Here is a 23347-nt window from a genome sequence, read left to right on the forward strand (position 1 = left end):
CACGTACGTAGCCGGGGACGGCAGGTCGTACGCCTGGCGCCAGGCGTTTGGTACCAAGCCTTCTCGTCAGGAACCGCGAGGGCGTCGCCGTACGCTCCCCGGTCGCACCCCCGGCGGCCCAGGAGCATTTCACGCAGATTCCTCCCACCCCCTCCCTTCCCTTCCTTCAACCCTTCACGGCGCACTCGGCCCAGAGCAGCTTCCCGCCCTGTCCCGGCAGTCCGCCGCGCATCGGGTACGCGCCCCAGGACTCCGCGTAGAGCGTGACGAGGTACAGCCCGCGCCCGCGTTCGGCCAGTTCCTCCGGTGTCTCGGCGCCCCACCGGAACGGGGCCGGGATGTGCGGATCGGTGTCCCAGACGCTCAGCCGGATGCGGCTGCGCCCGGCGTCGCGCAGACGAAGGGAGTACGGCCCCGAGGAGTACAGGTAGGCGTTGGTGACCAGCTCGCTCGCCAACAGCTCCGCGACCTCGGTGAGTTCGGGCATGCCGTGCACGCGCAGGACGTTGCGGAGGGTGGCACGGGCGACGCCGGGGGCGCGGGGATCCTGCGGGAGTTGGAGGGTGTATGTCCAGGGCGGGGATACCGTGGAACCGACCATGGAAGTCTCCGTTCACGGGAGGGAGTTGGATCGCGGGTTTCCGGTTGCCCGGTGACGAGGCCGCTCCGTCGAGCGGGGTACTTCCGGGCGGGTGGCCTGAGACCCAAGGTAGCGACTCGCGGTTAATGCGTTAACCGAATCTCGGCGAATCCGTAAACTGACACCCTTGTGGGTGACCAACCGCTCAAGGAGGCGAGCAAGCCCGTGAGAACCAACCCAACGGGTCGCCAACTCCGTTTTGGCTCTGAACTGCGCAAACTCCGCGAGCACGCAGGCCTCACCGCCACCCGGGCCGGTCAACTCCTGGGCGTCAAGCAGAACCAGATCAGCAACATGGAGGCGGGGCGCATAGGCGTGAGCCCTGAGCGCGTGCGCGCTCTGGCCTGCCACTACGCATGCACCGACGAGGACATCGTCACCGCGCTCGGGAACATGACCTCCGACCGCACACGTGGATGGTGGGAGGAGTACCGAGAGATCCTTCCCGCGCCGCTCCTCGACCTGGCAGAGATCGAGCACCACGCCTACCGGCTGCGGACGGCCGTGACCGTTCACATTCCCGGCCTCCTCCAGACCGCCGAGTACGCACGCGAGGTCTTCCGCCAGGACGTGCCCGAGCTGTCACCTCCCGACATCGAGCACCGCATCTCGTTCCGCATCAAGCGGCAGGCCGTGCTGTTCCGGGAATCGCCGACACCGCATCAGGCCGTCATCCACGAGGCCGCGCTGCGCATGCAGTTCGGTGGGCCGGAGGTGACCCGCAAGCAGCTTCAGCATCTCCTCGACATGGGCGAACAGGACCACATCGCTCTTCAAGTGATCCCCTTCTCCGCAGGGACCTTCGCCGGGTCCGGCCAGTCGATCTACTACTTTCTGGGTCCGGTACCGCAGCTCGACACCGTAAATCTGGACCAGTCCCACGGTCCTGTCTTCCTCGACTCCGAGGCCCAGTTGGCGAAGTACCGTGTACTGCTCGGCCGCATGGAAGCAACCGCGCTGGACCACGACAGCTCCAGGGACTTCATCCACAACATCGTCCGCGACCTATGAGGGAAACCGAGATGTCCTCTCCCGCATGGCAGAAGTCCTCCTACTGCGCCCAAGGCAACTCCTGCGTACACGTAACCGCGCCCGCCCCCGGCGCAGTCAGCCTCACCGAGTCCGGCGACCCCACCGGAGCGATACTCCACACCACACCCACCGCCTGGGCCGCCCTCGTATGCACCATCAAGGAGGACCGCACCCATGGCTGACGCCCCCGGCATCCCCGCCGACCTGACCTGGGTCCGCGCCGCCCCCGAAGGCTCGGAGGGCCCCGGACCCTGGATCGAGATCGCCTTCGGTCCGGACGACTTCGTCTACCTCCGCGAGACCGGCGACCCCACCAACATCGTCACGACCACCCGGACGAAATGGGTGGCCTTCACCAAGGGCGTCATGGCAGGCGAGTTCGACCACTTCGCCGAACTGGACGACGACCAGGGCACAGCAGCACCGGCCTGACGGAGGCCCGGCGATCCACAAGGCCGCCCAGGGCCTGTGAAAGGAGCTGAGATGTCCGCGTACGTCTGGCAGAAGTCGTCCTACTGCGCCCAGGGCGAGGCATGCATACACGTGGCTAAAGCCAGAACCGGCACGGTCAGCCTCACCGAGTCCGGCGACCCCACCGGAGCGATACTCCACACCACACCCACCGCCTGGGCCGCCCTCCTACGCACCATCAAGGAGGACCGCACCCATGGCTGACGCCCCCGACATCCCCGCCAACCTGCCCCGGGTCCGCGCCGCCCCCGAAGGTGAGCAGGGACCCGGCCCCTGGGCGGAAGGTTGCCTTCCCAGGTACTGCTGTCATCGGGAGCAATGAGGCGCTGGTCACCGCCAAGTGCGGCAGCCCTGCAGAGTTCATGCTCTTTGACATCCGTCTCAAGGAGATCGAGTCGAGAATTCCCGGACGGGGGTCGGGAAACTCCAGTGCTTCATCGAGGACTTCGCCCCCGGTGTGACAAAGAAGATCGGCTGCACCAGCCGCCATGCCTGGAATTTGGAGTACGAGAATGGCCACGGATGAGCAGGCCCACGTCTCTTCGCTACACGGCGACCTGCAAGAGCAGTACAGGCAGGATGCGGACCGGATCGAAAAATGGTCGATGCTATGGATGCTCGTAACCATCGGAATGTGGGTGTGGTTCCTCTTCCTGCTCCTCGTTCCCTACGACGCCGGGGGCACCTCGTGTCAAGCGCCGCTGTTCCACCCCGCTCAGGAGAACGGCGGTGCCTGCCGCAGTGACGTGCGCCAGTGGCCCGTGCTTCTCGGTGTGCTCGCCCTGGCTGTCCTGCCGACCCTCGTCGCGGCAGTCACGTCCCTCTACGCGAAGCTCCTCTTCCGCATAGTTCGCGCCTCGGCAGGCAACGCGACGGACCCGTCAGCACCGTCTTCCTGACCAGGGCAACTCCTGCGTACCCGTAGCCGCCCCACCCCCGGGACGGTCAGTCTCACCGAGACGGGCGACCCCACCGACGTCGTCACGACCACCCGGACGAAATGGGGGCGTTCGCCAAGGGTCGTGGCAGGCGAGTTCGACCACTTCTCCGAACCCGGCGGCGAGGGCACCGGCCGCCGGCCGGTGCCCTCGGCCTCACGCCCGAGGGGACGAACCGGCTTCCGCCCAGCCGCGGGCGAACCGTTCGTGCGCGGGCGGTGGGACGGCGGCGGTCGGAGCTGTCGGCGCGGGGCGCGGGGCCTTCGCGGCGGTGAGTTCCTTGCGGACGGCGCGGTGGTGGTCGAGGGTCCAGGTGTTCCAGCGGCGTACGGTGCGGTCGGCCGGGCGGTCGAAGGCGTGCAGCTGGAGGTGCAGGGCCGCCGCGTCGCGGCTGACTCCCAGGGACGCCGCCGCCTCGTCCACCAGGGCCGGGACGCTGAAGAGCGGGTTGGCCTCGTACTGGCCCGGTGGGACCGGGGTGCTCGTCGAGCGGTCGGCCAGTGCGCGCAGGGCGGCGAGCAGGTCGGCGGGGGCGTCCGTGAGCCGGGCGAGCAGGGCGCGGGCGCCCCCGGCCGCCGGGTCGCCCACCGGCCGCTCGGTGAACGCCCAGGTGAGGGCGGTGACGGCGGCCCGTATCCCGTCGGCGTCCAGCGGCGCTGCCTCCAGGCGTCCGGTGAGCAGGGCGGTGGCCCAGGTCTCGGGCAGGCCGCGGTCCTTGGCCAGCGCGGCGGCATGACTGCCGTCGTCGGCGTACGGGGTGACCGCGAGCCGTTCGGACCATTCGGCGGCCATCCGGTCCGCGGCGGCGGTCATGCCACCAGGGGCCCAGAGGTCCGCCGGGTCGGCGGGGACGGCGGACGCGAGCACGGCGTGCAGGCCGGCGAGGCCGAGACGCCCCCTCATCTCGTCGTATGCGTACACCGTGGTCCGGTCGGCCTTGTACGGCTTGGCGCGGCACAGCTTCAGGTGTGCCGCGTAGTCGTCGCTGCCGGCGAATCCGTCGAGGACCAGGGCGGCGATCGCGCGCGGCACTCCCGTACGCCACCGGAACAGGTCCACGGCTTCCTCGGGCACGGGCAGCGGGCCGCGTTCGGCGAGCAGGGCGAGCAGGCGGGGGAGCCGGGTGGTGTCGTCACCCGCGACGGTGCGGGTCTCGCACTCCTCGGCACCGGCGGGCGCCGGGTCGGCGGCCCGTTGGAGGAAGGGGGCGAGGTCGCTGCGGACCGGGCCGGAGGCCACCGGCGTGCCGGACGCGCGGAGTTCGGCTGTCCGGGGCTCGGGGGCGCGGCCGGTGCGCCAGGTGGTGCCCCGTTCCGCGAACGGCTGGCGGCTCCACACGTCGAGCAGCGCGGTGAGTGCCTGCCGGTGCTCGTCCGGGGTGGCGGCGACGGTGGCCCGCCAGGCCACGGCGTCGGTCCGGCCGGTCAGCACCGCCCACTCGGGCGGAGGCGCGGGCAGGGCCAGCACCCGCACCTCGTCGTCGATCTCGCCGCGCAGATACCGGCCGTCGGCGGCGACCGCGGTGAGCAGGGCCGGCTGTGGCTGCGGCGACCGCTCCTCGTACGCCCGCAGTCGGGCCAGCAGGCCGTGCAGGGCCGGGACGAGCCGGGTGTCGGGCACCGGGTCGGGCAGCTCGACGACCGGTCCGGAGCGCATGACCGCCACGCGGTGCGACAGCTCCCGGCGGCGGCGCAGCACATCGGCGGCGAGACGGACGGCGTGGGCGACACCCTGCCGGATCCGGGGATCGGTCACCCCGGGCAGTCCGTCCTCGGCGCCGGACCGCAGCAGCTCGCTGACGGCCTCGTCGGTGACCGCGCGCAGAGCGCGGGAGGTGGGCTCGTCGCGCGGGGTGAGGAAGTGCCAGAAGGCGGGCGGCGGTACGGGCCCGGCCTGCTCACCGAGGGTGGCCCGGACGGGTCCGCGGTGGCGGCTGCCGGGGAAGCCCCGGACCTGCCAGAGCAGTGAGTTGTCCTCGGCGGCATGGCAGCGGACGGTGGTGCTGCCGACCACGACGGCGTCCTCGCCACCGGCCGGAAGGGCGAGGATGCCCCACGGGCGGCGGCCCCAGACAGTGGTGCGGTAGGACGCGGTACGGCCGTCGGTGGACTCCAGCACGAACTCACGGGGGGATGGGCCTGCGTACGGGGTGCGGTAGTTGACCCGGCAGCCGGTGAGGCGGCCGTCCTGGCCGAGCGGGGACGGCGGGGCGCCGGGCGGCAGTTCGGCGAGGATGCGGTGGTCGGGGAAGGGCCTGATGCCGTCCGGGAACGTGTCGGGGCGGTGGAAGTCGGGCAGGGTGCGATCGGCGGTGGGCACACCGGTGGCGGGGTCCAGGCGGGCCCATCCCCTGCCGTGGTCCTCGCTGAACACCGCGGTGCTCCAGAAGTCCCGGCCGTCGTACATCTGGTAGTCGCGGTGGCCGATGCCGGTGGTGTCACCGGGGCGCAGGACGTTCTCGCCGTCGAACCGGCCGCCGCCGTCCGGGGTCTGGAACTGGTAGCCGAGGCCGCCCTGGATGCTGCCGCCGTAGGGGCGCAGCCCGTAGGACTGTTCCGGCTCGAACGTGTCGGCGGGGCTGTCGGACCAGTACGCCGTACTGGTCCCGTTCTCGTCGCCCGAGCCCGTCCAGGCGACGAGGAACTGGCCGCCGACCCAGTGCACCGTGGAATGGCCGGCGCCTTCCGGCAGCTCCAGGGTGTGCTCGCCGCGCCGGCCCGCGTGGTCGACGGCGAACGCGCGGGTCTCCCCGTACACGGTGAGCACCGGCCAGGTGCAGGTGGTGTGCACCGTCTCGTCCGGCCGGAATTCGGCGAGGGCCTCCTCCAGGGCGGTCCAGCCCAGCTCCTCGGGCAGACCGGAACGCAGGGCACGGGCCAGCGGGCCGGTGAGATCCAGCGTGTCGAGAGCCTCCTCGATGCCGTCCAGGGCGATGGCGGTGGGCCGGTCGAGGAGGCCGTGCAGCTCCTCGACGGCCTCGTCGGCGGCGGCGAGCCCGCCGCCGCGCAGCCTGTCGAGCAGCTTCTCGATCCGGCCGTGCACCTCGGCCGCGATGCCCGGATTGTGCGGCAGTCGGCTGATGGCGGAGCCTCCCCGGGACCGGAGCCCGGCGTGCACCGTGCCTTCGAGCCGGGAGCCGAACACGGGGTCGGCGGCGAGCGCCCTGAGGTCGCGCTGCGCGTCCTTGTCCCAGAACTCCAGGGAGATGGTGGGGCCGGGGTCGTGGACGGGAATCCCTTCGGCGAGGCAGACGTCGAGCAGGTCGGCGTCCAGATGCGGCCACTGGTAGCGGTCCTCGTGGAGCCGGACCGGAGTGCCGTCCTCCTTCAGCAACGGCGCGAACCGGGCCACGAGGTCGAACAGCTCGGCGGGCATGGCCTGGCGGGTCACCCCGCCACCGGCGACGGTGCGGTGGGAGTACTGGGTGGCGTACCGCCGCAGCCACTCGCCGAGGCCGCCCTCCGGGGTGATCCGGCCGGCCGCGGCGGCGTCCGCGACCCCGCAGCCGAGGAGCAGCCGCAGCCAGGCGGCCGCGTCGTTCTTCGACTCGGGGAACAGATCGAGCAGGGCGGCGGCCCGGTCGTCGGCCGGCGGGTGAGCGGCGAGCGGGCCGAGCGCCGCGTCGAGCAGCCGGTCCGGCACGGCCTTTCCGCGGGCGGACGCGAGCACCCCACCCAGCACCCGCGCCTCCTCCTCGGCGCCGAGACCGGCCGCGCGCGCGGAATCCCGCACCCGGCGGGCCAGATCGGCGGGGAGCTCGCCCGGCGACGCCGCCCAGACGGCCAGCAGCCGCACGAACTCGCGGTGCGCGTCGCCCGGTTCGAACACCTCGGCCAGCCAGGCCGGGGCGCCGCCGAGCTCGGTGGCGGGAAGCGCGCCGAACCGGGCGAACAGCTGAAGGTTCGCCCACCGCCAGTCGGGGTCGACCGGCAGCCCGTGGGTGCGCTCCGCAGCGCGCGCGTTCGCGTACGCGCGGGCGGCGGAACGGCGGTGCGTCTCCAGCATCCAGTGCCCGATGGTGTCCCAGAACCACGGCAGATGGGCAGCCGGCAGACTCCGGGCCAGGCGCCCCGCCTCGTCCACGAACCGTCCGGGCTTCTCCCAGGCCCTGTGCCGGCCACGGTCCGCCTGCGCCAGCACATCATGGGCACCGGCCTCGGCGCCGGGAACCCGGGCGCGCGCCCAGTCGACGTACGTCTCGGAGATGTGGTGATTGGCCGGGAGCGGAACGGGAGTTCCGGTGCTGCTGGTCATGTGTACGAGTCTGGCAGGCGGCACTGACATTGATAGTGATACTCGGGTTCCGGTGGTCGTGGCTCGGGCACTGACTGACGCCCTGCTGGGCTGTCTTCGCGTTGTTCTGTCCGGCCGCCGGAACCTGTTCTCATGACTCCGGCCGGGCGGAACATGACCTGATAGGAGCTTGGCCAGAAGCCCCCTCAACGACCTCGACCTGCTGCCGAACCTGCGGCGGATCGTGGGCGCCCGCAACTGCGGACTGGGCGTCCCGTTCAAGGCCGAGGCCCTCGCCGCCCGGGGCATCGTCGCCGACTGAGGCACACACGCGCGAGCGCCCGGATGCGGCTCAGGTGACCGGCTCCGGTGACTCCGGGGCAGGGGTTCCAGGTCAGGTGATCGGACAACGTGTTCGGTCGGCGCGGCGCGGGCATGATCAACGGCATGAACGACGAGCCGGGCAGGATCCTCCGCTGGAACTTCTTCATCGGCGGCCACCTGAGTGCGTCGGTGCCCGTACGCCTCGTCGAGTGCACCGAAGCGGGCCAACTGGTGTGGATGGAGAGCGGCACACCGATGTGGCGTACGAAGCTTCCGCGCGGGGCACATCTGCGGGACATCGCCCCGGACGACCGCCCGCCCGGCGGCTACCCGGTGGTCGCCGGCCGCTGGCCGATGGGCAACGCGCTCTTCTACCAGCCGACCGACGCCGCCCACTCGGTGCTCTGGCTCTTCGGGCGTGGACGGAAGTTCCGTGGCTGGTACGTAAATCTGGAGCGCCGGATCCATCACGGTGACGACATCGACATCACCGATCACGAACTCGACATCAACGTGGCGCCGGACCGGACCTGGAAGTGGAAGGACGAGAGGTCCTTCGCCGAGAAAACCGGCCACCCCGTCTACTGGACGGCCGACGAGGCGTCCGCGATCCGGGACGAGGGTGCCTCGGTTGCCCGGCTCGCCGAGGCCGGAACGTTTCCCTTCGACGGCACCTGGTGCGATTTCCGGCCACCGCCCACCTGGACCACGCCGCCCCGGCCGCCCGTTCCCCGCCATCCACTGCTCTGACCACTGCCTGCTCCGACCAGGCCCGGAGCGCTGACCAGGGCAGCACAAAATTCTCGGCCAGGGTGGCGGGATGGCAATCATTGCCCGGGGTCACACCCCGTGATACACAGAGTAACCATACATATTCGGTCACACACCATCTCGATCCGCAGCTCAGGACAGCCGGACCGGCCAAATGTGCGAGATCCGGGTAAAGAGAGCTGTCAAGCCGTCGTACGAGAGCCGTTTCATCAGCGAAGATAGAGAGCGACCCGTGCCGTGTGGCAGGGGCAATGAACTACCCAACAGGGGCGGTGACTTACATGATCCTGGCAGCTGAAAAGGGCGACATCACCACCATCATCGGCGGAATCGCCCCGAATTGGGGCCCGTTCGGGACCTTGGGCAACGAGGCCCGCGTAATGATCGAGGTCGTGATGGCCATCGCCATCCTGCTCTGCCTCGGCATCGCGGTCTGGGGTGCGGCGAAGCAGCGCATCGGTGCGACGGCACTGCGCGACACGTTCAGCGCGGAGCAGGGCAAGGGGCTGATCGTTGCCGGTTTGACCGGTGTGTTCATCATCGGATCCCTTGGAACCCTGTTCACCATCGTCTACGGAATGGCCGTCTGACCGGCTGTCATTCCACGCCAGGGGCAGTCCGCCCACCCCCACACCATCCATCCGTCGTGCCCACCGGCAGAGGTTGCGTCTCCCTGATGTCGAGTCACCACACCGCGTCCGCGCGGAAACCCGCACGGCTACCGTCGTACTACCCGGTTCAGGCAACGGTTGAGGGGGCGTACGCGGCATGAGCCTCGGCGACGACAACGGCTACGGCAACGACTCAGGCCGTACGGACGATGGATACAGCACCATCGGCGGTACGCGCCAGACCCGCACCCGCCTCCCCGACGGCGAGGGCGGCGACAGCTACGGCGCTCCCCGCCGGCCCGCCCGCAAATCCCGCTCCCTGGTCACGGTGGTCGGCGTGGTCGTCCTCCTGATCGCGGCTATCGCGTTCGCGAACATGGGCGGAGGCGGCGGGAACGGCAACGACGGCGGCTCGGGGAACGGTGGGAGCAAGCCGGATTCTTCGTCCACGGCGGCTACGGGGACGAAGCCTGTGACGGGGAAGAACGGCTCGATCCCGTCGGGGTTCGCCCATGACGAGCAGGGGGCGCAGAGCGCGGCGTCCAACTATGCGGTGGCGCTGGGCTCTGACGGGATGTTCAACACAGACACTCGGCGGAGCATCGTTCAGGCCACGCACGACCCGGCCGTCGTTGAAGACCTGCTGGCCGCCCTGACAAAGGCCTACTCGCCGGGCTTCCTCAAGAACGTCGGTCTCAACGAGGACGGCACCACCCCCAGTGGCCTGACCTTCGTTTCTCGGACCATCCCGGTCGGCACGAAGGTGGTCGAGCAGAGCGGCGACACAGCCACCATCGAAGTCTGGTGCACGGGTCTCGTCGGAATGGCCGGACAGGGCTCCACCAAGCCGGTCACCGCGACGTGGTTCACCATCTCCGAGAAGCTCAAATGGGTCGGGGGCGACTGGCGAATCGAGTCGTCGAGCCAGACGGAAGGCCCTACGCCCGTCAATGGCGACAACAGGGCATCAACTGCGGATGAGATCGCTGGTGCGGTTCAGGGATACGGAGGCTTCACCTATGCCCGTTAGCCACCGCCCAAAGGCACGCTCCCTTCTGACAGTCCTCGGCAGTCTGCCAGCCACGGTCGTCCTCCTGGCTTCGCAGGCCGTCGCGGCCCCCTCTCCGTCGCCCAGCAAGAGTGACAATGCGTGCGACCTCATCGTCGGGCTAGCCAAGGACTACTGCGAAAACGGCGACGCCGGCGCCCCCAAAACAAACGCCCCCTCCACCCTCGACAACTCCCTCGACCCCCTCTCCTCCCTCGCCCGCGGCTGCGCCGACGCCGCCGCGTGGATCGTCGGCAAGCTCAGCGAGGCCGTGAAGGGCACCGCCAACGTCGACTTCACGAACACCAAGTTCCTCCAGCAGTACGCGATCGTCTTCGCCGCCTCCACCGTCCTGACGCTCGTCCTGTGGCTGCTCGCCGTGGCCAAGCGGGCGATCCGTGGGGTGCCGCTGACCACCGCGATCTCCGAGGCCATCGGGTTCCTGTGGCTGACGGTCCTCGCCTCCGCGTTCACTCCGCTGATCCTCTACACGGTCGTCTCCGCGACCGACGGAGTCACCGACGTCATCGCCACGTCCTCGGGCGGGCAGACCGACGTCTTCTTCGGGTCGTTCGCCGAAGCCCTCAAGAAGGGCTCCGACATCGGCGGCGGACCGATCATGCTGATCGTCGTCTCCCTCGTGTCGATCCTCGCCGCGGGCATCCTCTGGCTGGAGCTCGTCATCCGGGCCGCCCTGCTCTACGTCGGCGCCCTGCTCGGCACCGTCGTCTACGCGGGGCTCGTCGACAAGAACATGTGGGGCCACGTCCGGCGCTGGGCAGGCATCATGATCGCGGTGATCATGGTGAAGCCGGTCATCGCCATCGTGCTCGGGCTGGCCGGTGCGCTCTCCCAGAACGACGGGCCGAACGCGATCTCCGCCGTCGTGTCCGGTCTCGCCATCATCCTGCTGGCGATCTTCGCCTCCGCCATGATCTACCGGTTCGTCCCCGGCTTCGGCGACGAGATCCAGGGCGCCCGCACCAACCGCAAGCAGGCCACCGACGGCTCCCAGGCCGCCGCGATGATCAGCTCCCCCGCCGCTCTGGTCTCCCAGGGCATCAAGACCCACAGCAGCCGCAGCGGCCAGAACAGCGGCGACAGCGGCAGCGGCGGAGGCCGGCCCGCCAACGCGATCAGCGGCGGTGTCGCCGCGCACAGCTCCCGCAACTCCGGCGGGGGCGGAGTCGGCGGCGGATCTGTCCCCTCCGCCGCACCTCCGCCGCGCAGCGGATCGGGGCCGACCTCCGGCACCCCGCACGGCAGCCGCTCCCACCGAGGTGGCGGATCAGGCAGTTCAGGTAACAACAGCACGGGAGGTGGAGGGCGTTGACGACTCAGTCCCACACGATCGCGCCCCGCCGTACGTATCTCATCGGCCGGGCCCGGCCGAACGCGATCGTCGGCAAGAACCGCGAGACCGGCGAGATCGCCCTGATCATCGTCGGTGCGTTCCTCGGCATGATGAGCGGGCTGATCGTCCCGATCCTGTCCCTGCGGATCGTGCTGCTCACGGGCTTCCCGCTCCTCGCCCTCGCGATCGTGTACCTCCCGTACAAGCACCGCACCTTCTACAAATGGTTCGAGATCAACCGCAGCTACAAGCGCTCCCTGCGCCGCGGTACGACCTATCGTTCCGCCGCCATGGAGGCGGGGGTCGGCGCCGACGGGCGCGAGGTCGAGATCGGACCGCCCCCCGGAATCGGCCGGATCAACTGGCTCGCCGCCCCCTTCGGCCCGGACGAGATCGCCGTGCTCCTGCACGCCGACCGCCGCACCGTCACCGCCGCGATCGAGATCGAGGGCCCCGGCGTCGGGCTGCGCGACAGCGAGGACCAGGAAGCGCTTGTCGACCGCTTCGGCACGCTGCTGAAGCATGTCGCCAACGGTGACGGCTTCGTGACCCGCATTCAGATGCTCGCCCGCACACTGCCGGCCGACCCCGACGCGCACGCCAAGGACGTCGCCCAGCGCGGCGACAAGGCGTCCCCGGGCTGGCTGCAGGAGTCGTACGACCAGCTCCAGTCCATGGTCTCCACCTCCAGCGAACAGCACCGCGCCTACCTCGTGGCCTGCATGCACTTCACCCGCGAGCTGGCCGCCGAGGCCAACGCCATGGCCCGCGCCGCCCGCCCCCAGGCCGGTCGCAGGCTCGACCGGGACGCGGGCCTCGCCGTCGTCATGGCGCGCGAGCTCACCGATATCTGCGCCCGCCTCGCCGAGGCCGACATCCGGGTCCGCCAGCCGCTCGGCCAGAGCCGGCTCGCCTCCCTCGTGCACTCGATGTACGACCCCGACCACCCCATCGACCACATCCAGGCCATGACCAGGCGCAACGCCTGGCCGGCCGAACTGGACGCGGTCGAGCCGACGTTCCTCCAGGCCAAGACCCGTGAGTCGGTCACCCGCGCACCCTGGTGCCACTCCACGGCCTGGGTGAAGGAGTGGCCGATGACCCCCGTCGGCGTCAACTTCCTGGCCCCGCTCCTCGTCCACACGCCCGATGTGATCCGTACGGTCGCGGTCTGCATGGACCTCGAACCCACCGAGGTCGCCATCGAGCGGATGCTCACCGAGAAGACGAACGACGAGGCGGAAGCCAGCCGTCAAGCCAAGATGAACCGCACCGTCGACCCGCGCGACATCGCCGCACACGGCCGGCTCGACCAGCGGGGTGAAGATCTCGCGAGCGGCGCGGCCGGGGTGAACCTGGTGGGGTACATCACGGTGTCGTCGCGCTCCCCGGAGGCCCTCGCCCGGGACAAGCGGACGATCCGGGCCTCGGCCGGCAAGTCGTATCTCAAGCTGGAATGGTGCGACCGCGAGCACCACCGCGCCTTCGTGAACACCCTGCCGTTCGCCACCGGCATCCGCCGCTAGCCCCGCAGCGCAGCTCAGCACCGCAGCGCACCACCCCAGACCGCACAGCAACCGAGAGAACCGAGAGAACCGAAAGGGAGGTCGGTCACGCCATGCGAGATCCGCTGTCCGCGCTGTCGGACGCCTTCACCGCCTTCCTCTTCGGGAAGGTGGAGACGACCAGACTGCCCGTCCGCACATCGACGGGACAGGCCCAGGCCGTCTATCTGCCCACCGCGGCCCCCGGCCTCGGCGACTCCGGCGTGATCATCGGCCGCGAGGTCTACTCCGGCAAGGGCTACATCTACGACCCCTTCCAGCTGTACGGACAGCAGCTGCCGGCCCCACACTGGCTGGTGCTCGGCGAGTCCGGCAACGGCAAGTCCGCGCTGGAGAAGACATACGTGCTCCGCCAGCTCCGCTTCCGCGACCGCCAGGTCGTCGTCCTGGACGCCCAGGGCGAGGACGGCGTCGGCGAGTGGAACCTCATCGCCCAGGAGCTCGGCCTCACCCCGATCCGCCTCGACCCGACCGCCGCCCTCAACGGCGGCATCCGGCTCAACCCGCTCGACCCCTCGATCACCACCACCGGCCAGCTCGCCCTGCTCCGTACGATCATCGAGGTCGCGATGGGGCACGGCCTGGACGAGCGGTCCGGCTTCGCGCTGAAGGTCGCCCACGCGTACGTCAACGAGACGATCACCGACCGGCAGCCGGTCCTTACCGACATCGTCGACCAGCTCCGCCACCCGGAGCCCGAGTCCGCCGAGGCGATGAACGTCGACATAGACGACGTACGGGCCTGGGGCCTGGACGTCGCCCTCGTCCTGGACCGGCTGGTCGACGGTGACCTGCGCGGTATGTTCGACGGACCGACCAGCGCCGGCATCGACCTCGACGCCCCGCTGATCGTCTTCGACCTCTCGCACATCGACCGGAACTCGATCGCGATGCCGATCCTGATGGCGATCGTCGGCGTCTGGCTGGAGCACACCTGGATCAGGCCCGACCGCAAGAAGCGCATCTTCCTGGTCGAAGAGGCCTGGCACATCATCAACTCGCCCTTCGTGGCGCAGCTCTTCCAGCGTCTGCTGAAGTTCGGGCGCAGGCTCGGCCTGTCGTTCGTGGCCGTCGTCCACCACCTCAGCGACGTCGTCGACGGAGCGGCGGCCCGCGAGGCCGCGGCGATCCTCAAGATGGCCTCGACCCGCACGATCTACGCCCAGAAGGCCGACGAGGCCAGAGCGACGGGCCGCGTGCTCGGCCTGCCCCGATGGGCGGTCGAGATCATCCCGACCCTCACCCCCGGCATCGCCGTCTGGGACGTCAACGGCAACGTCCAGGTGGTCAAACACCTGATCACCGAGGCGGAACGCCCCCTGGTCTTCACCGACCGCGCGATGACCGAGTCCTCCGCCACCGAACTCCTCCCCGAGGACGTACGCGCCGCGGACCTGGAGGCGGAGCAGCGCGCGGCACGGATCGAACACCAGCAACGGCTGAACGAGTCGTCCGAGTCAACGGTGGCATGACATGGCGGGGCGCGCTGAGGAACGTACCGGCGGCAGCGGGGGCAGCGGCGGCATTCCGGACGGCCTGCTGATAGGCCTGCTGGCCTTCCTGCTCGGGCTGACGCTGCTGGCGTGGACGGCCACCGGTCTGTCCGGACTGTTCGCGCACGGCGCCTGGCCGGACGGGGTCACGCTCCCCGAGACACCCCTGGCGATGCGCCGGCTCGTCACCGCACCGCACGACCTCCCGGCCGCCTGGCCGAACACCCCGGCGGGCGAGTTCTCCGGGTACGGGCTCTTCTGGGGCCTGTTCATCGGCGAGCTGATGGTGCTGCTGGTGCTGACCGTGTTCGTGCTGGGCGTGGTGGCCCGCTGGCGGGCGGTACGGGCGCGACAGCGGAGCGACCGGTACGCGGACGTGGGCGGGTACAAGGGCGATTCCGTACGGTCCCGGCACCAGCAGGAACCCCACCACCAGCCACAAGCCCCCACCCCTGCCCCGATCCACGCCCCTGCCCCTGTGGCACCCACCGCCCCCACGGAGCACGCGCCGGCCGAGACCACCCTTCTCTCCAAAACCCCAACCCAAGCCGCAGTCGGCCCTGAAACCGGCCCCGAAACCCAGGCCCCCGCCCCCGTCGTCTCCTCGCTTCCCTCCCCCAGCGCCCCCCTCGTCGTTTACGGACCGGCCGCGACGCGCCGCCCCACCGTCGTCCAGGCCATCCTCGAAGCCGCCGGCCCCGCGCTCGTCGTCACCTCCGACCCCACCGTGTGGGCCGAGACGAAGGACGCCCGCGCCAAGCTCGGCCCGGTTCTCGTCTACGACCCGGGCCACCTCTGCGACACCCCGGCCCGTCTGCACTGGTCCCCCACCGCGGGCTGTGAACAGCCCGACACCGCCGCCACCCGCTCCACCGCGCTCCTGGCCCCGGTCCGACCGCAGGCCCGTATCGACGCGGCGACCGCGGACACCGCGGAAACGCTCCTGCAGTGCTGGCTGCATGCCGCCGCCATCGACGGTCGGCCCTTCCGCCAGGTCCACCGCTGGGCACTGGGCGGCAGCGCCCACGAGCCGGTGCGCCTGCTCCGTACCCACCCCAAAGCTGCCTCCGGACTCGCCGGCCTGCTGGAGTCGGCACTGACCGCCCACCCCGAACGCCGTGAAATGGCACAGGCGTTGACGGTTCGGGCGTTCGGCGCACTCTCGTCGGTCCACATCCGGGAGGCATGCACGCCGAACCGGGCCGATTCGCTCGCGCTGGAATCTTTCGCGGCCGAGGGGGGCACCCTCTATGTGGTGGGTGAACCGATCGAGGACCCCCGCTCAGGGCCAGGAGCAATGCCCCTGCTCACGGCACTCGCCTCACACGTGGTCGAGCACGGCCGCCGCATGGCCGCACGGTCATCCGACGGTCGGCTCGACCCACCAATGACGCTGGTGCTCGACGACGTCGCCGCGGTGGCCCCTCTTCCCCGGCTCCCGGAGCTGCTGGCGACCGGCCAGGCCATGGGACTGCCGGCCCTGGCCCTCCTCCGCTCCCAGGAACAGGCCCGCGCCCGCTGGACCCAAGAACTCACCGCCTCAGGCTGACAGGAGAAACGGGGCCGACCAGGGAAGCGCCGACGATCACGAACCGAACCGCCTACACCGCCCGCTCCACCGCGTACTCCAGCTCCTGCACGGACGGGTCGCCCGGCACGGGCACCGATCGCCCGGTCGCCGTGAACCCGATCCGCCGGTAGAACGCCGCCGCCCGCGCGTTGTCCTCGTGCACATACAGCCGCACCCGCTCGATCCGCGGCTCCGCCCACGACCAGGCCCAGTCCGTCCCGGCCCGGAGAAGCTCCTCGGCCAGGCCCGTGCCCCGCGCCCCGGGCCGTACGAACACGCCGACCAGATGCGCCTGGTGGACGTCGACCGCCTCGCCGAACCGCACCTCCGCGTCCGGCCGCTCGATCAGCACGGAGACACCGCCGTCCCACCGCCCGTCCGGCGCGACGGCGACGAACTGCCGCACGTCACCGCTCCCGGCCGCGGACGCCCCGAGCGCCCGGTCCTGCCAGAACTCGTCGGAGTGGGCCGCGCCCTGCTCGTACGTCTCCAGAAACGCCATGGGTGCGGCCGGATCCCGCAGAGCGGCCAACCGCAGCTCCTTGACCAGGGGCCATTCGTCGGCGCGCACGGATCGGATCACATGTTCCATCCGCTGATCCTGCCCCCGCCGCCCGACCTGCGCAAACACCATTTCCCGCACCGCGTGACGTCGCACCCCGGTACTACGCGCACCGCCACGTCCCGCCCCGGGGCCGCTCGACGATCGGCGGACGAGCGTACGACAACCCACCTGGTCACCCCGGCGTAAACGCAGAAAAGCCCCGTGCCACAAGGGCACGGGGCTTTCCCGTAAAAGGAGTTCGGCGGCGTCCTACTCTCCCACAGGGTCCCCCCTGCAGTACCATCGGCGCTGAAAGGCTTAGCTTCCGGGTTCGGAATGTAACCGGGCGTTTCCCTAACGCAATGACCACCGAAACACTATGAAATTAACCAACACCGGAAAAACACGGCCGTTCGTTATTTCAGAACTAACACAGTGGACGCGAGCAACTGAGGACAAGCCCTCGGCCTATTAGTACCAGTCAGCTCCACCCGTTACCGGGCTTCCACATCTGGCCTATCAACCCAGTCGTCTACTGGGAGCCTTAACCCTTCAAGAGGGTGGGAATACTCATCTCGAAGCAGGCTTCCCGCTTAGATGCTTTCAGCGGTTATCCTTTCCGAACGTAGCCAACCAGCCATGCCCTTGGCAGAACAACTGGCACACCAGAGGTTCGTCCGTCCCGGTCCTCTCGTACTAGGGACAGCCCTTCTCAATATTCCTACGCGCACAGCGGATAGGGACCGAACTGTCTCACGACGTTCTAAACCCAGCTCGCGTACCGCTTTAATGGGCGAACAGCCCAACCCTTGGGACCGACTCCAGCCCCAGGATGCGACGAGCCGACATCGAGGTGCCAAACCATCCCGTCGATATGGACTCTTGGGGAAGATCAGCCTGTTATCCCCGGGGTACCTTTTATCCGTTGAGCGACAGCGCTTCCACAAGCCACTGCCGGATCACTAGTCCCGACTTTCGTCCCTGCTCGACCCGTCGGTCTCACAGTCAAGCTCCCTTGTGCACTTACACTCAACACCTGATTGCCAACCAGGCTGAGGGAACCTTTGGGCGCCTCCGTTACTCTTTAGGAGGCAACCGCCCCAGTTAAACTACCCATCAGACACTGTCCCTGATCCGGATCACGGACCCAGGTTAGACATCCAGCACGACCAGAGTGGTATTTCAACGACGACTCCACAACCACTGGCGTGGCCGCTTCAAAGTCTCCCACCTATCCTACACAAGCCGAACCGAACACCAATATCAAACTGTAGTAAAGGTCCCGGGGTCTTTCCGTCCTGCTGCGCGAAACGAGCATCTTTACTCGTAGTGCAATTTCACCGGGCCTATGGTTGAGACAGTCGAGAAGTCGTTACGCCATTCGTGCAGGTCGGAACTTACCCGACAAGGAATTTCGCTACCTTAGGATGGTTATAGTTACCACCGCCGTTTACTGGCGCTTAAGTTCTCAGCTTCGCCGACCCGAAAGTCAGCTAACCGGTCCCCTTAACGTTCCAGCACCGGGCAGGCGTCAGTCCGTATACATCGCCTTACGGCTTCGCACGGACCTGTGTTTTTAGTAAACAGTCGCTTCTCGCTGGTCTCTGCGGCCACCCCCAGCTCATGGAGTAAATCCACTCACCAGTGATGGCCCCCCTTCTCCCGAAGTTACGGGGGCATTTTGCCGAGTTCCTTAACCATAGTTCACCCGAACGCCTCGGTATTCTCTACCTGACCACCTGAGTCGGTTTAGGGTACGGGCCGCCATGAAACTCGCTAGAGGCTTTTCTCGACAGCATAGGATCATCCACTTCACCACAATCGGCTCGGCATCAGGTCTCAGACTATATGCACGACGGATTTGCCTACCGTGCGTCCTACACCCTTACCCCGGGACAACCACCGCCCGGGCTGGACTACCTTCCTGCGTCACCCCATCGCTTACCTACTACAAGTCTGGTTCATCGGCTCCACCACTACCCTCAACTCCGAAGAGATCGGGCCGGCTTCACGGACTTAGCATCGCCTGATTCAGTATTGGGCGTTTCAAAGCGGGTACCGGAATATCAACCGGTTGTCCATCGACTACGCCTGTCGGCCTCGCCTTAGGTCCCGACTTACCCTGGGCAGATCAGCTTGACCCAGGAACCCTTAGTCAATCGGCGCACACGTTTCTCACGTGTGTATCGCTACTCATGCCTGCATTCTCACTCGTGAACCGTCCACAACTCGCTTCCGCGGCTGCTTCACCCGGCACACGACGCTCCCCTACCCATCCACACAGGCGTTGGCCCTTCATGTGTGAATGACACGACTTCGGCGGTACGCTTGAGCCCCGCTACATTGTCGGCGCGGAATCACTTGACCAGTGAGCTATTACGCACTCTTTCAAGGGTGGCTGCTTCTAAGCCAACCTCCTGGTTGTCTCTGCGACTCCACATCCTTTCCCACTTAGCGTACGCTTAGGGGCCTTAGTCGATGCTCTGGGCTGTTTCCCTCTCGACCATGGAGCTTATCCCCCACAGTCTCACTGCCGTGCTCTCACTTACCGGCATTCGGAGTTTGGCTAAGGTCAGTAACCCGGTAGGGCCCATCGCCTATCCAGTGCTCTACCTCCGGCAAGAAACACACGACGCTGCACCTAAATGCATTTCGGGGAGAACCAGCTATCACGGAGTTTGATTGGCCTTTCACCCCTAACCACAGGTCATCCCCCAGGTTTTCAACCCTGGTGGGTTCGGTCCTCCACGAAGTCTTACCTCCGCTTCAACCTGCCCATGGCTAGATCACTCCGCTTCGGGTCTTGAGCGTGCTACTGAAACGCCCTATTCGGACTCGCTTTCGCTACGGCTTCCCCACACGGGTTAACCTCGCAACACACCGCAAACTCGCAGGCTCATTCTTCAAAAGGCACGCAGTCACGACTGCATGTGCAAGCACACACAGCGACGCTCCCACGGCTTGTAGGCACACGGTTTCAGGTACTATTTCACTCCGCTCCCGCGGTACTTTTCACCATTCCCTCACGGTACTATCCGCTATCGGTCACCAGGGAATATTTAGGCTTAGCGGGTGGTCCCGCCAGATTCACACGGGATTTCTCGGGCCCCGTGCTACTTGGGTGTCTCTCAAACGAGCCGTCAATGTTTCAGCTACGGGGGTCTTACCCTCTACGCCGGACCTTTCGCATGTCCTTCGCCTACATCAACGGTTTCTGACTCGTCTCACGGCCGGCAGACCGCAAAAGAGAGATCCCACAACCCCGCATGCGCAACCCCTGCCGGGTATCACACACATACGGTTTGGCCTCATCCGGTTTCGCTCGCCACTACTCCCGGAATCACGGTTGTTTTCTCTTCCTGAGGGTACTGAGATGTTTCACTTCCCCTCGTTCCCTCCACACTGCCTATGTGTTCAGCAGCGGGTGACAGCCCATGACGACTGCCGGGTTTCCCCATTCGGACACCCCCGGATCAAAGCTCGGTTGACAGCTCCCCGGGGCCTATCGTGGCCTCCCACGTCCTTCATCGGTTCCTGGTGCCAAGGCATCCACCGTGCGCCCTTAAAAACTTGGCCACAGATGCTCGCGTCCACTGTGCAGTTCTCAAACAACGACCAGCCACCCATCACCTCACCCTCACAGGCGAGTTCACTGGGGCCGGCAACTGAAGGCGACCATACGGCCGTACCCTCAGATACCCAACAACGTGCCCGACCCGACCTGCCATCCCCCACGTTCCACGCCGAAGCAGTACTAGTGAAAAACAACCTGTCGTGCCGAATAGTCAACGTTCCACCCATGAGCAACCACCGTCGAACATTTGCCGACGTAATGGCCTCTGGACTCCTTACGGAATCTAGATGCTCCTTAGAAAGGAGGTGATCCAGCCGCACCTTCCGGTACGGCTACCTTGTTACGACTTCGTCCCAATCGCCAGTCCCACCTTCGACAGCTCCCTCCCACAAGGGGTTGGGCCACCGGCTTCGGGTGTTACCGACTTTCGTGACGTGACGGGCGGTGTGTACAAGGCCCGGGAACGTATTCACCGCAGCAATGCTGATCTGCGATTACTAGCAACTCCGACTTCATGGGGTCGAGTTGCAGACCCCAATCCGAACTGAGACCGGCTTTTTGAGATTCGCTCCGCCTCGCGGCATCGCAGCTCATTGTACCGGCCATTGTAGCACGTGTGCAGCCCAAGACATAAGGGGCATGATGACTTGACGTCGTCCCCACCTTCCTCCGAGTTGACCCCGGCAGTCTCCTGTGAGTCCCCATCACCCCGAAGGGCATGCTGGCAACACAGAACAAGGGTTGCGCTCGTTGCGGGACTTAACCCAACATCTCACGACACGAGCTGACGACAGCCATGCACCACCTGTACACCGACCACAAGGGGGGCACCATCTCTGATGCTTTCCGGTGTATGTCAAGCCTTGGTAAGGTTCTTCGCGTTGCGTCGAATTAAGCCACATGCTCCGCTGCTTGTGCGGGCCCCCGTCAATTCCTTTGAGTTTTAGCCTTGCGGCCGTACTCCCCAGGCGGGGAACTTAATGCGTTAGCTGCGGCACCGACGACGTGGAATGTCGCCAACACCTAGTTCCCAACGTTTACGGCGTGGACTACCAGGGTATCTAATCCTGTTCGCTCCCCACGCTTTCGCTCCTCAGCGTCAGTAATGGCCCAGAGATCCGCCTTCGCCACCGGTGTTCCTCCTGATATCTGCGCATTTCACCGCTACACCAGGAATTCCGATCTCCCCTACCACACTCTAGCCTGCCCGTATCGACTGCAGACCCGGGGTTAAGCCCCGGGCTTTCACAACCGACGCAACAAGCCGCCTACGAGCTCTTTACGCCCAATAATTCCGGACAACGCTTGCGCCCTACGTATTACCGCGGCTGCTGGCACGTAGTTAGCCGGCGCTTCTTCTGCAGGTACCGTCACTCTCGCTTCTTCCCTGCTGAAAGAGGTTTACAACCCGAAGGCCGTCATCCCTCACGCGGCGTCGCTGCATCAGGCTTTCGCCCATTGTGCAATATTCCCCACTGCTGCCTCCCGTAGGAGTCTGGGCCGTGTCTCAGTCCCAGTGTGGCCGGTCGCCCTCTCAGGCCGGCTACCCGTCGTCGCCTTGGTAGGCCATCACCCCACCAACAAGCTGATAGGCCGCGGGCTCATCCTTCACCGCCGGAGCTTTTAACCCCGTCCCATGCGGGACAGAGTGTTATCCGGTATTAGACCCCGTTTCCAGGGCTTGTCCCAGAGTGAAGGGCAGATTGCCCACGTGTTACTCACCCGTTCGCCACTAATCCACCCCGAAGGGCTTCATCGTTCGACTTGCATGTGTTAAGCACGCCGCCAGCGTTCGTCCTGAGCCAGGATCAAACTCTCCGTGAATGTTTTCCCGTGATCGGGACAACACAACACGAGAGCGGAACGACCGGACGGAATAAGACCGGTCGTTCACAGCGTCCTCGCTGTGTAAATTGCCCACCGGGTCAGTGACCCCGCGGGACTTTCAAAGGAACCTCCAACCTGCCGAAGCAGGCCGGGGTATCAACATATCTGGCGTTGACTTTTGGCACGCTGTTGAGTTCTCAAGGAACGGACGCTTCCTTTGTACTCACCCTCTCGGGCTTTCCTCCGGGCTTTTCCCTTCGGTCTTGCGTTTCCGACTCTATCAGACTCTTTCGTGTCCGATTCCCGGTCGAAGCGGGTTTCGCTTTCCAGTTCTTCGCTTTCGCGCTTCCCTTTCCAGCGAGTCCGACTCTATCAGATCCTTTCGGGCCTGATTCCCAGTCAGCGGGGTTTGTCTTCCCGGCTGTTGGGCCGTTCCGACGTCCAAACTCTAGCGGATTTTCCCGGCGACTCATAATCGAGTCTTCGAAATCAATTTCGGCATGCCGAAATTGTCCCGAGTGGGAGATCGTGCTGAGTTTTGGTTGCCGCATTCGCGGCGGGATCGGCTGTCGCAGAACCGTTCCGGCTCCGTGACAACTCGAAGAACCTTACGGATCGGGGAGGAGTGTGTCAACCCCGCCAGGTCAAGCCCTTTTCCCACGTGTCGGACACGGGTTCAGTCCAGGTCGGTAAGGCGGCCGCCGGCGTCCGGCTGGGCGTGCTCCACGCGGCGCAGAAGGCGGATCAGCATGTCGCCGAGGCCCCCGCGTTCGTCGCCCGTGAGGTCCTGGAGCAGGTCCTCCTCGAAGTCGGTGGCCATGCGCATGGCCTCCAGCCACTTCGTACGGCCCTCGTCGGTCAGCTCGACGATCACGCGCACCCGGTTGTTCTCGTCCCGGTCCCGGGTGACCAGGCCCTCGCCCGCCATGCGGTCGATGCGGTGGGTCATCGCCGCCGGGGTGAGACCCAGGCGCTTGGCCAGCTCTCCCGGGCCCAGGCGGTACGGGGAGCCGGCCAGGACCAGGGTCTTGAGGACCTCCCACTCGGCGTTGCTGATGCCGAGGGCGGCGAGCTGGCGTCCGTACGCCACGTTCATCCGGCGGTTCAGCCGGCCCAGGGCCGAGACGACCTGCTCGACCTGGGGGTCCAGGTCGCGGAACTCGCGCTGGTAGGCGGCGATCTGCTCGTCGAGGCTCGGCTCCTGCGGTCCGGGCTGCTCGGTGGTGTCAGGCATGGCGGGCAGTATGGCACGCCCTCCAAAGCCTTCGAAGTCCTTCGGTTTGTATTGTTGAGGTTCTAACTTTAGTGCTAAAGTCTTCGGGTCCGAGTCGTTCGGATGGCTCGGCATGTCG

The 23347-nt window shown here is 67.1% G+C and carries 17 protein-coding genes and 3 rRNA genes; 13 read left to right on the plus strand and 7 right to left on the minus strand.

Annotation, left to right across the window (positions count from 1 at the left end; translation table 11 throughout):
* Positions 1-166: 166 nt before the first annotated feature.
* Positions 167-601 carry an ATP-binding protein gene (locus tag OG520_RS18765; protein ID WP_399334654.1) on the minus strand — a complete coding sequence of 145 codons (435 nt, stop codon included), beginning with the start codon at positions 599-601 and terminating at the stop codon, positions 167-169.
* 204 nt (positions 602-805) lie between these two features.
* Between OG520_RS18765 and OG520_RS18770 the strand changes: the two genes are divergently transcribed.
* The 5 genes from OG520_RS18770 (at position 806) to OG520_RS18790 (ending at position 3042) form a co-directional block, all read left to right on the plus strand.
* Positions 806-1651 (plus strand): helix-turn-helix domain-containing protein, encoded by an 846-nt coding sequence (locus OG520_RS18770; protein WP_406013922.1) that lies wholly within the window; start codon positions 806-808, stop codon positions 1649-1651.
* 11 nt (positions 1652-1662) lie between these two features.
* Entirely contained in the window at positions 1663-1854 is a 192-nt protein-coding gene (locus OG520_RS18775) for a DUF397 domain-containing protein (RefSeq protein ID WP_399334658.1), read from the plus strand.
* Positions 1847-2104 carry a DUF397 domain-containing protein gene (locus OG520_RS18780; protein ID WP_406013923.1) on the plus strand — a complete coding sequence of 86 codons (258 nt, stop codon included), beginning with the start codon at positions 1847-1849 and terminating at the stop codon, positions 2102-2104. Before OG520_RS18775 ends, OG520_RS18780 begins: the two co-directional genes overlap by 8 nt.
* A 51-nt stretch (positions 2105-2155) precedes the next feature.
* Positions 2156-2347, plus strand: coding sequence for a DUF397 domain-containing protein (locus OG520_RS18785; RefSeq protein ID WP_406013924.1), 192 nt, complete (start codon positions 2156-2158; stop codon positions 2345-2347).
* Between the two features lie 308 nt (positions 2348-2655).
* On the plus strand, positions 2656-3042 hold the full coding sequence (locus tag OG520_RS18790; protein WP_406013925.1) for a hypothetical protein: 387 nt from the start codon (positions 2656-2658) through the stop codon (positions 3040-3042).
* 195 nt (positions 3043-3237) lie between these two features.
* Here the strand turns inward: OG520_RS18790 and OG520_RS18795 are convergent, their stop codons facing one another.
* A complete protein-coding gene (locus tag OG520_RS18795) occupies positions 3238-7335 on the minus strand; it encodes a hypothetical protein (RefSeq protein WP_406013926.1) in 4098 nt (1365 codons plus the stop codon).
* Positions 7336-7504: 169 nt separating this feature from the next.
* On the opposite strand from OG520_RS18795, the gene OG520_RS18800 reads away from it, so the two are divergent.
* The 8 genes from OG520_RS18800 to OG520_RS18835 all read left to right on the plus strand — a co-directional run bounded on the left by OG520_RS18800 (position 7505) and on the right by OG520_RS18835 (position 16029).
* Complete coding sequence (locus OG520_RS18800; protein WP_406013927.1) at positions 7505-7636, plus strand: hypothetical protein; 132 nt, start codon at positions 7505-7507, stop codon at positions 7634-7636.
* 125 nt (positions 7637-7761) lie between these two features.
* Positions 7762-8388, plus strand: coding sequence for a DUF402 domain-containing protein (locus OG520_RS18805; protein ID WP_399337368.1), 627 nt, complete (start codon positions 7762-7764; stop codon positions 8386-8388).
* 302 nt (positions 8389-8690) lie between these two features.
* Positions 8691-8999: a hypothetical protein gene (locus OG520_RS18810; protein WP_018101695.1), complete on the plus strand. Its 309-nt coding sequence runs from the start codon at positions 8691-8693 to the stop codon at positions 8997-8999.
* Between the two features lie 178 nt (positions 9000-9177).
* Positions 9178-10050, plus strand: coding sequence for a hypothetical protein (locus OG520_RS18815; protein WP_406013928.1), 873 nt, complete (start codon positions 9178-9180; stop codon positions 10048-10050).
* Positions 10040-11401: a hypothetical protein gene (locus OG520_RS18820; RefSeq protein ID WP_406013929.1), complete on the plus strand. Its 1362-nt coding sequence runs from the start codon at positions 10040-10042 to the stop codon at positions 11399-11401. The genes OG520_RS18815 and OG520_RS18820 overlap by 11 nt, the downstream gene beginning before the upstream one ends.
* Positions 11398-12948: an SCO6880 family protein gene (locus OG520_RS18825; protein WP_399337362.1), complete on the plus strand. Its 1551-nt coding sequence runs from the start codon at positions 11398-11400 to the stop codon at positions 12946-12948. The genes OG520_RS18820 and OG520_RS18825 overlap by 4 nt, the downstream gene beginning before the upstream one ends.
* Before the next feature lie 92 nt (positions 12949-13040).
* Positions 13041-14459 (plus strand): ATP-binding protein, encoded by a 1419-nt coding sequence (locus OG520_RS18830; protein WP_399337360.1) that lies wholly within the window; start codon positions 13041-13043, stop codon positions 14457-14459.
* Position 14460: 1 nt separating this feature from the next.
* Positions 14461-16029, plus strand: a complete 1569-nt coding sequence (locus OG520_RS18835; protein ID WP_406013930.1) for a type IV secretory system conjugative DNA transfer family protein — start codon at positions 14461-14463, stop codon at positions 16027-16029.
* Positions 16030-16081: 52 nt separating this feature from the next.
* Here the strand turns inward: OG520_RS18835 and OG520_RS18840 are convergent, their stop codons facing one another.
* From OG520_RS18840 to OG520_RS18860, 5 genes are all read right to left on the minus strand, one after another.
* Positions 16082-16642 carry a GNAT family N-acetyltransferase gene (locus OG520_RS18840; protein ID WP_406013931.1) on the minus strand — a complete coding sequence of 187 codons (561 nt, stop codon included), beginning with the start codon at positions 16640-16642 and terminating at the stop codon, positions 16082-16084.
* Between the two features lie 209 nt (positions 16643-16851).
* Positions 16852-16968 (minus strand): 5S ribosomal RNA (gene rrf, locus OG520_RS18845).
* A gap of 77 nt (positions 16969-17045) precedes the next feature.
* Positions 17046-20170, minus strand: a 23S ribosomal RNA gene (locus OG520_RS18850).
* Between the two features lie 296 nt (positions 20171-20466).
* A 16S ribosomal RNA gene (locus OG520_RS18855) occupies positions 20467-21992 on the minus strand.
* The 16S, 23S and 5S rRNA genes sit together here, the layout of an rRNA operon.
* A 679-nt stretch (positions 21993-22671) precedes the next feature.
* A complete protein-coding gene (locus tag OG520_RS18860; protein ID WP_072488604.1) occupies positions 22672-23229 on the minus strand; it encodes a MarR family winged helix-turn-helix transcriptional regulator in 558 nt (185 codons plus the stop codon).
* Positions 23230-23347: the final 118 nt, after the last annotated feature.

Origin of the sequence: Streptomyces sp. NBC_00984 (genome assembly GCF_045162475.1) — a bacterium.
Lineage (GTDB): Bacteria > Actinomycetota > Actinomycetes > Streptomycetales > Streptomycetaceae > Streptomyces.

Excerpts from the sequence above, each read along its gene's own strand:
- OG520_RS18810 (WP_018101695.1), top strand. The coding sequence starts at position 8,691 with ATGATCCTGGCAGCTGAAAAGGGCGACATCACCACCATCATCGGCGGA.
- OG520_RS18835 (WP_406013930.1), top strand. The coding sequence starts at position 14,461 with ATGGCGGGGCGCGCTGAGGAACGTACCGGCGGCAGCGGGGGCAGCGGC.
- OG520_RS18780 (WP_406013923.1), top strand. The coding sequence starts at position 1,847 with ATGGCTGACGCCCCCGGCATCCCCGCCGACCTGACCTGGGTCCGCGCC.
- OG520_RS18820 (WP_406013929.1), top strand. The coding sequence starts at position 10,040 with ATGCCCGTTAGCCACCGCCCAAAGGCACGCTCCCTTCTGACAGTCCTC.
- OG520_RS18840 (WP_406013931.1), bottom strand. The coding sequence starts at position 16,642 with ATGGAACATGTGATCCGATCCGTGCGCGCCGACGAATGGCCCCTGGTC.
- OG520_RS18815 (WP_406013928.1), top strand. The coding sequence starts at position 9,178 with ATGAGCCTCGGCGACGACAACGGCTACGGCAACGACTCAGGCCGTACG.
- OG520_RS18790 (WP_406013925.1), top strand. The coding sequence starts at position 2,656 with ATGGCCACGGATGAGCAGGCCCACGTCTCTTCGCTACACGGCGACCTG.
- OG520_RS18860 (WP_072488604.1), bottom strand. The coding sequence starts at position 23,229 with ATGCCTGACACCACCGAGCAGCCCGGACCGCAGGAGCCGAGCCTCGAC.
- OG520_RS18785 (WP_406013924.1), top strand. The coding sequence starts at position 2,156 with ATGTCCGCGTACGTCTGGCAGAAGTCGTCCTACTGCGCCCAGGGCGAG.
- OG520_RS18775 (WP_399334658.1), top strand. The coding sequence starts at position 1,663 with ATGTCCTCTCCCGCATGGCAGAAGTCCTCCTACTGCGCCCAAGGCAAC.
- OG520_RS18830 (WP_399337360.1), top strand. The coding sequence starts at position 13,041 with ATGCGAGATCCGCTGTCCGCGCTGTCGGACGCCTTCACCGCCTTCCTC.
- OG520_RS18765 (WP_399334654.1), bottom strand. The coding sequence starts at position 601 with ATGGTCGGTTCCACGGTATCCCCGCCCTGGACATACACCCTCCAACTC.
- OG520_RS18805 (WP_399337368.1), top strand. The coding sequence starts at position 7,762 with ATGAACGACGAGCCGGGCAGGATCCTCCGCTGGAACTTCTTCATCGGC.
- OG520_RS18795 (WP_406013926.1), bottom strand. The coding sequence starts at position 7,335 with ATGACCAGCAGCACCGGAACTCCCGTTCCGCTCCCGGCCAATCACCAC.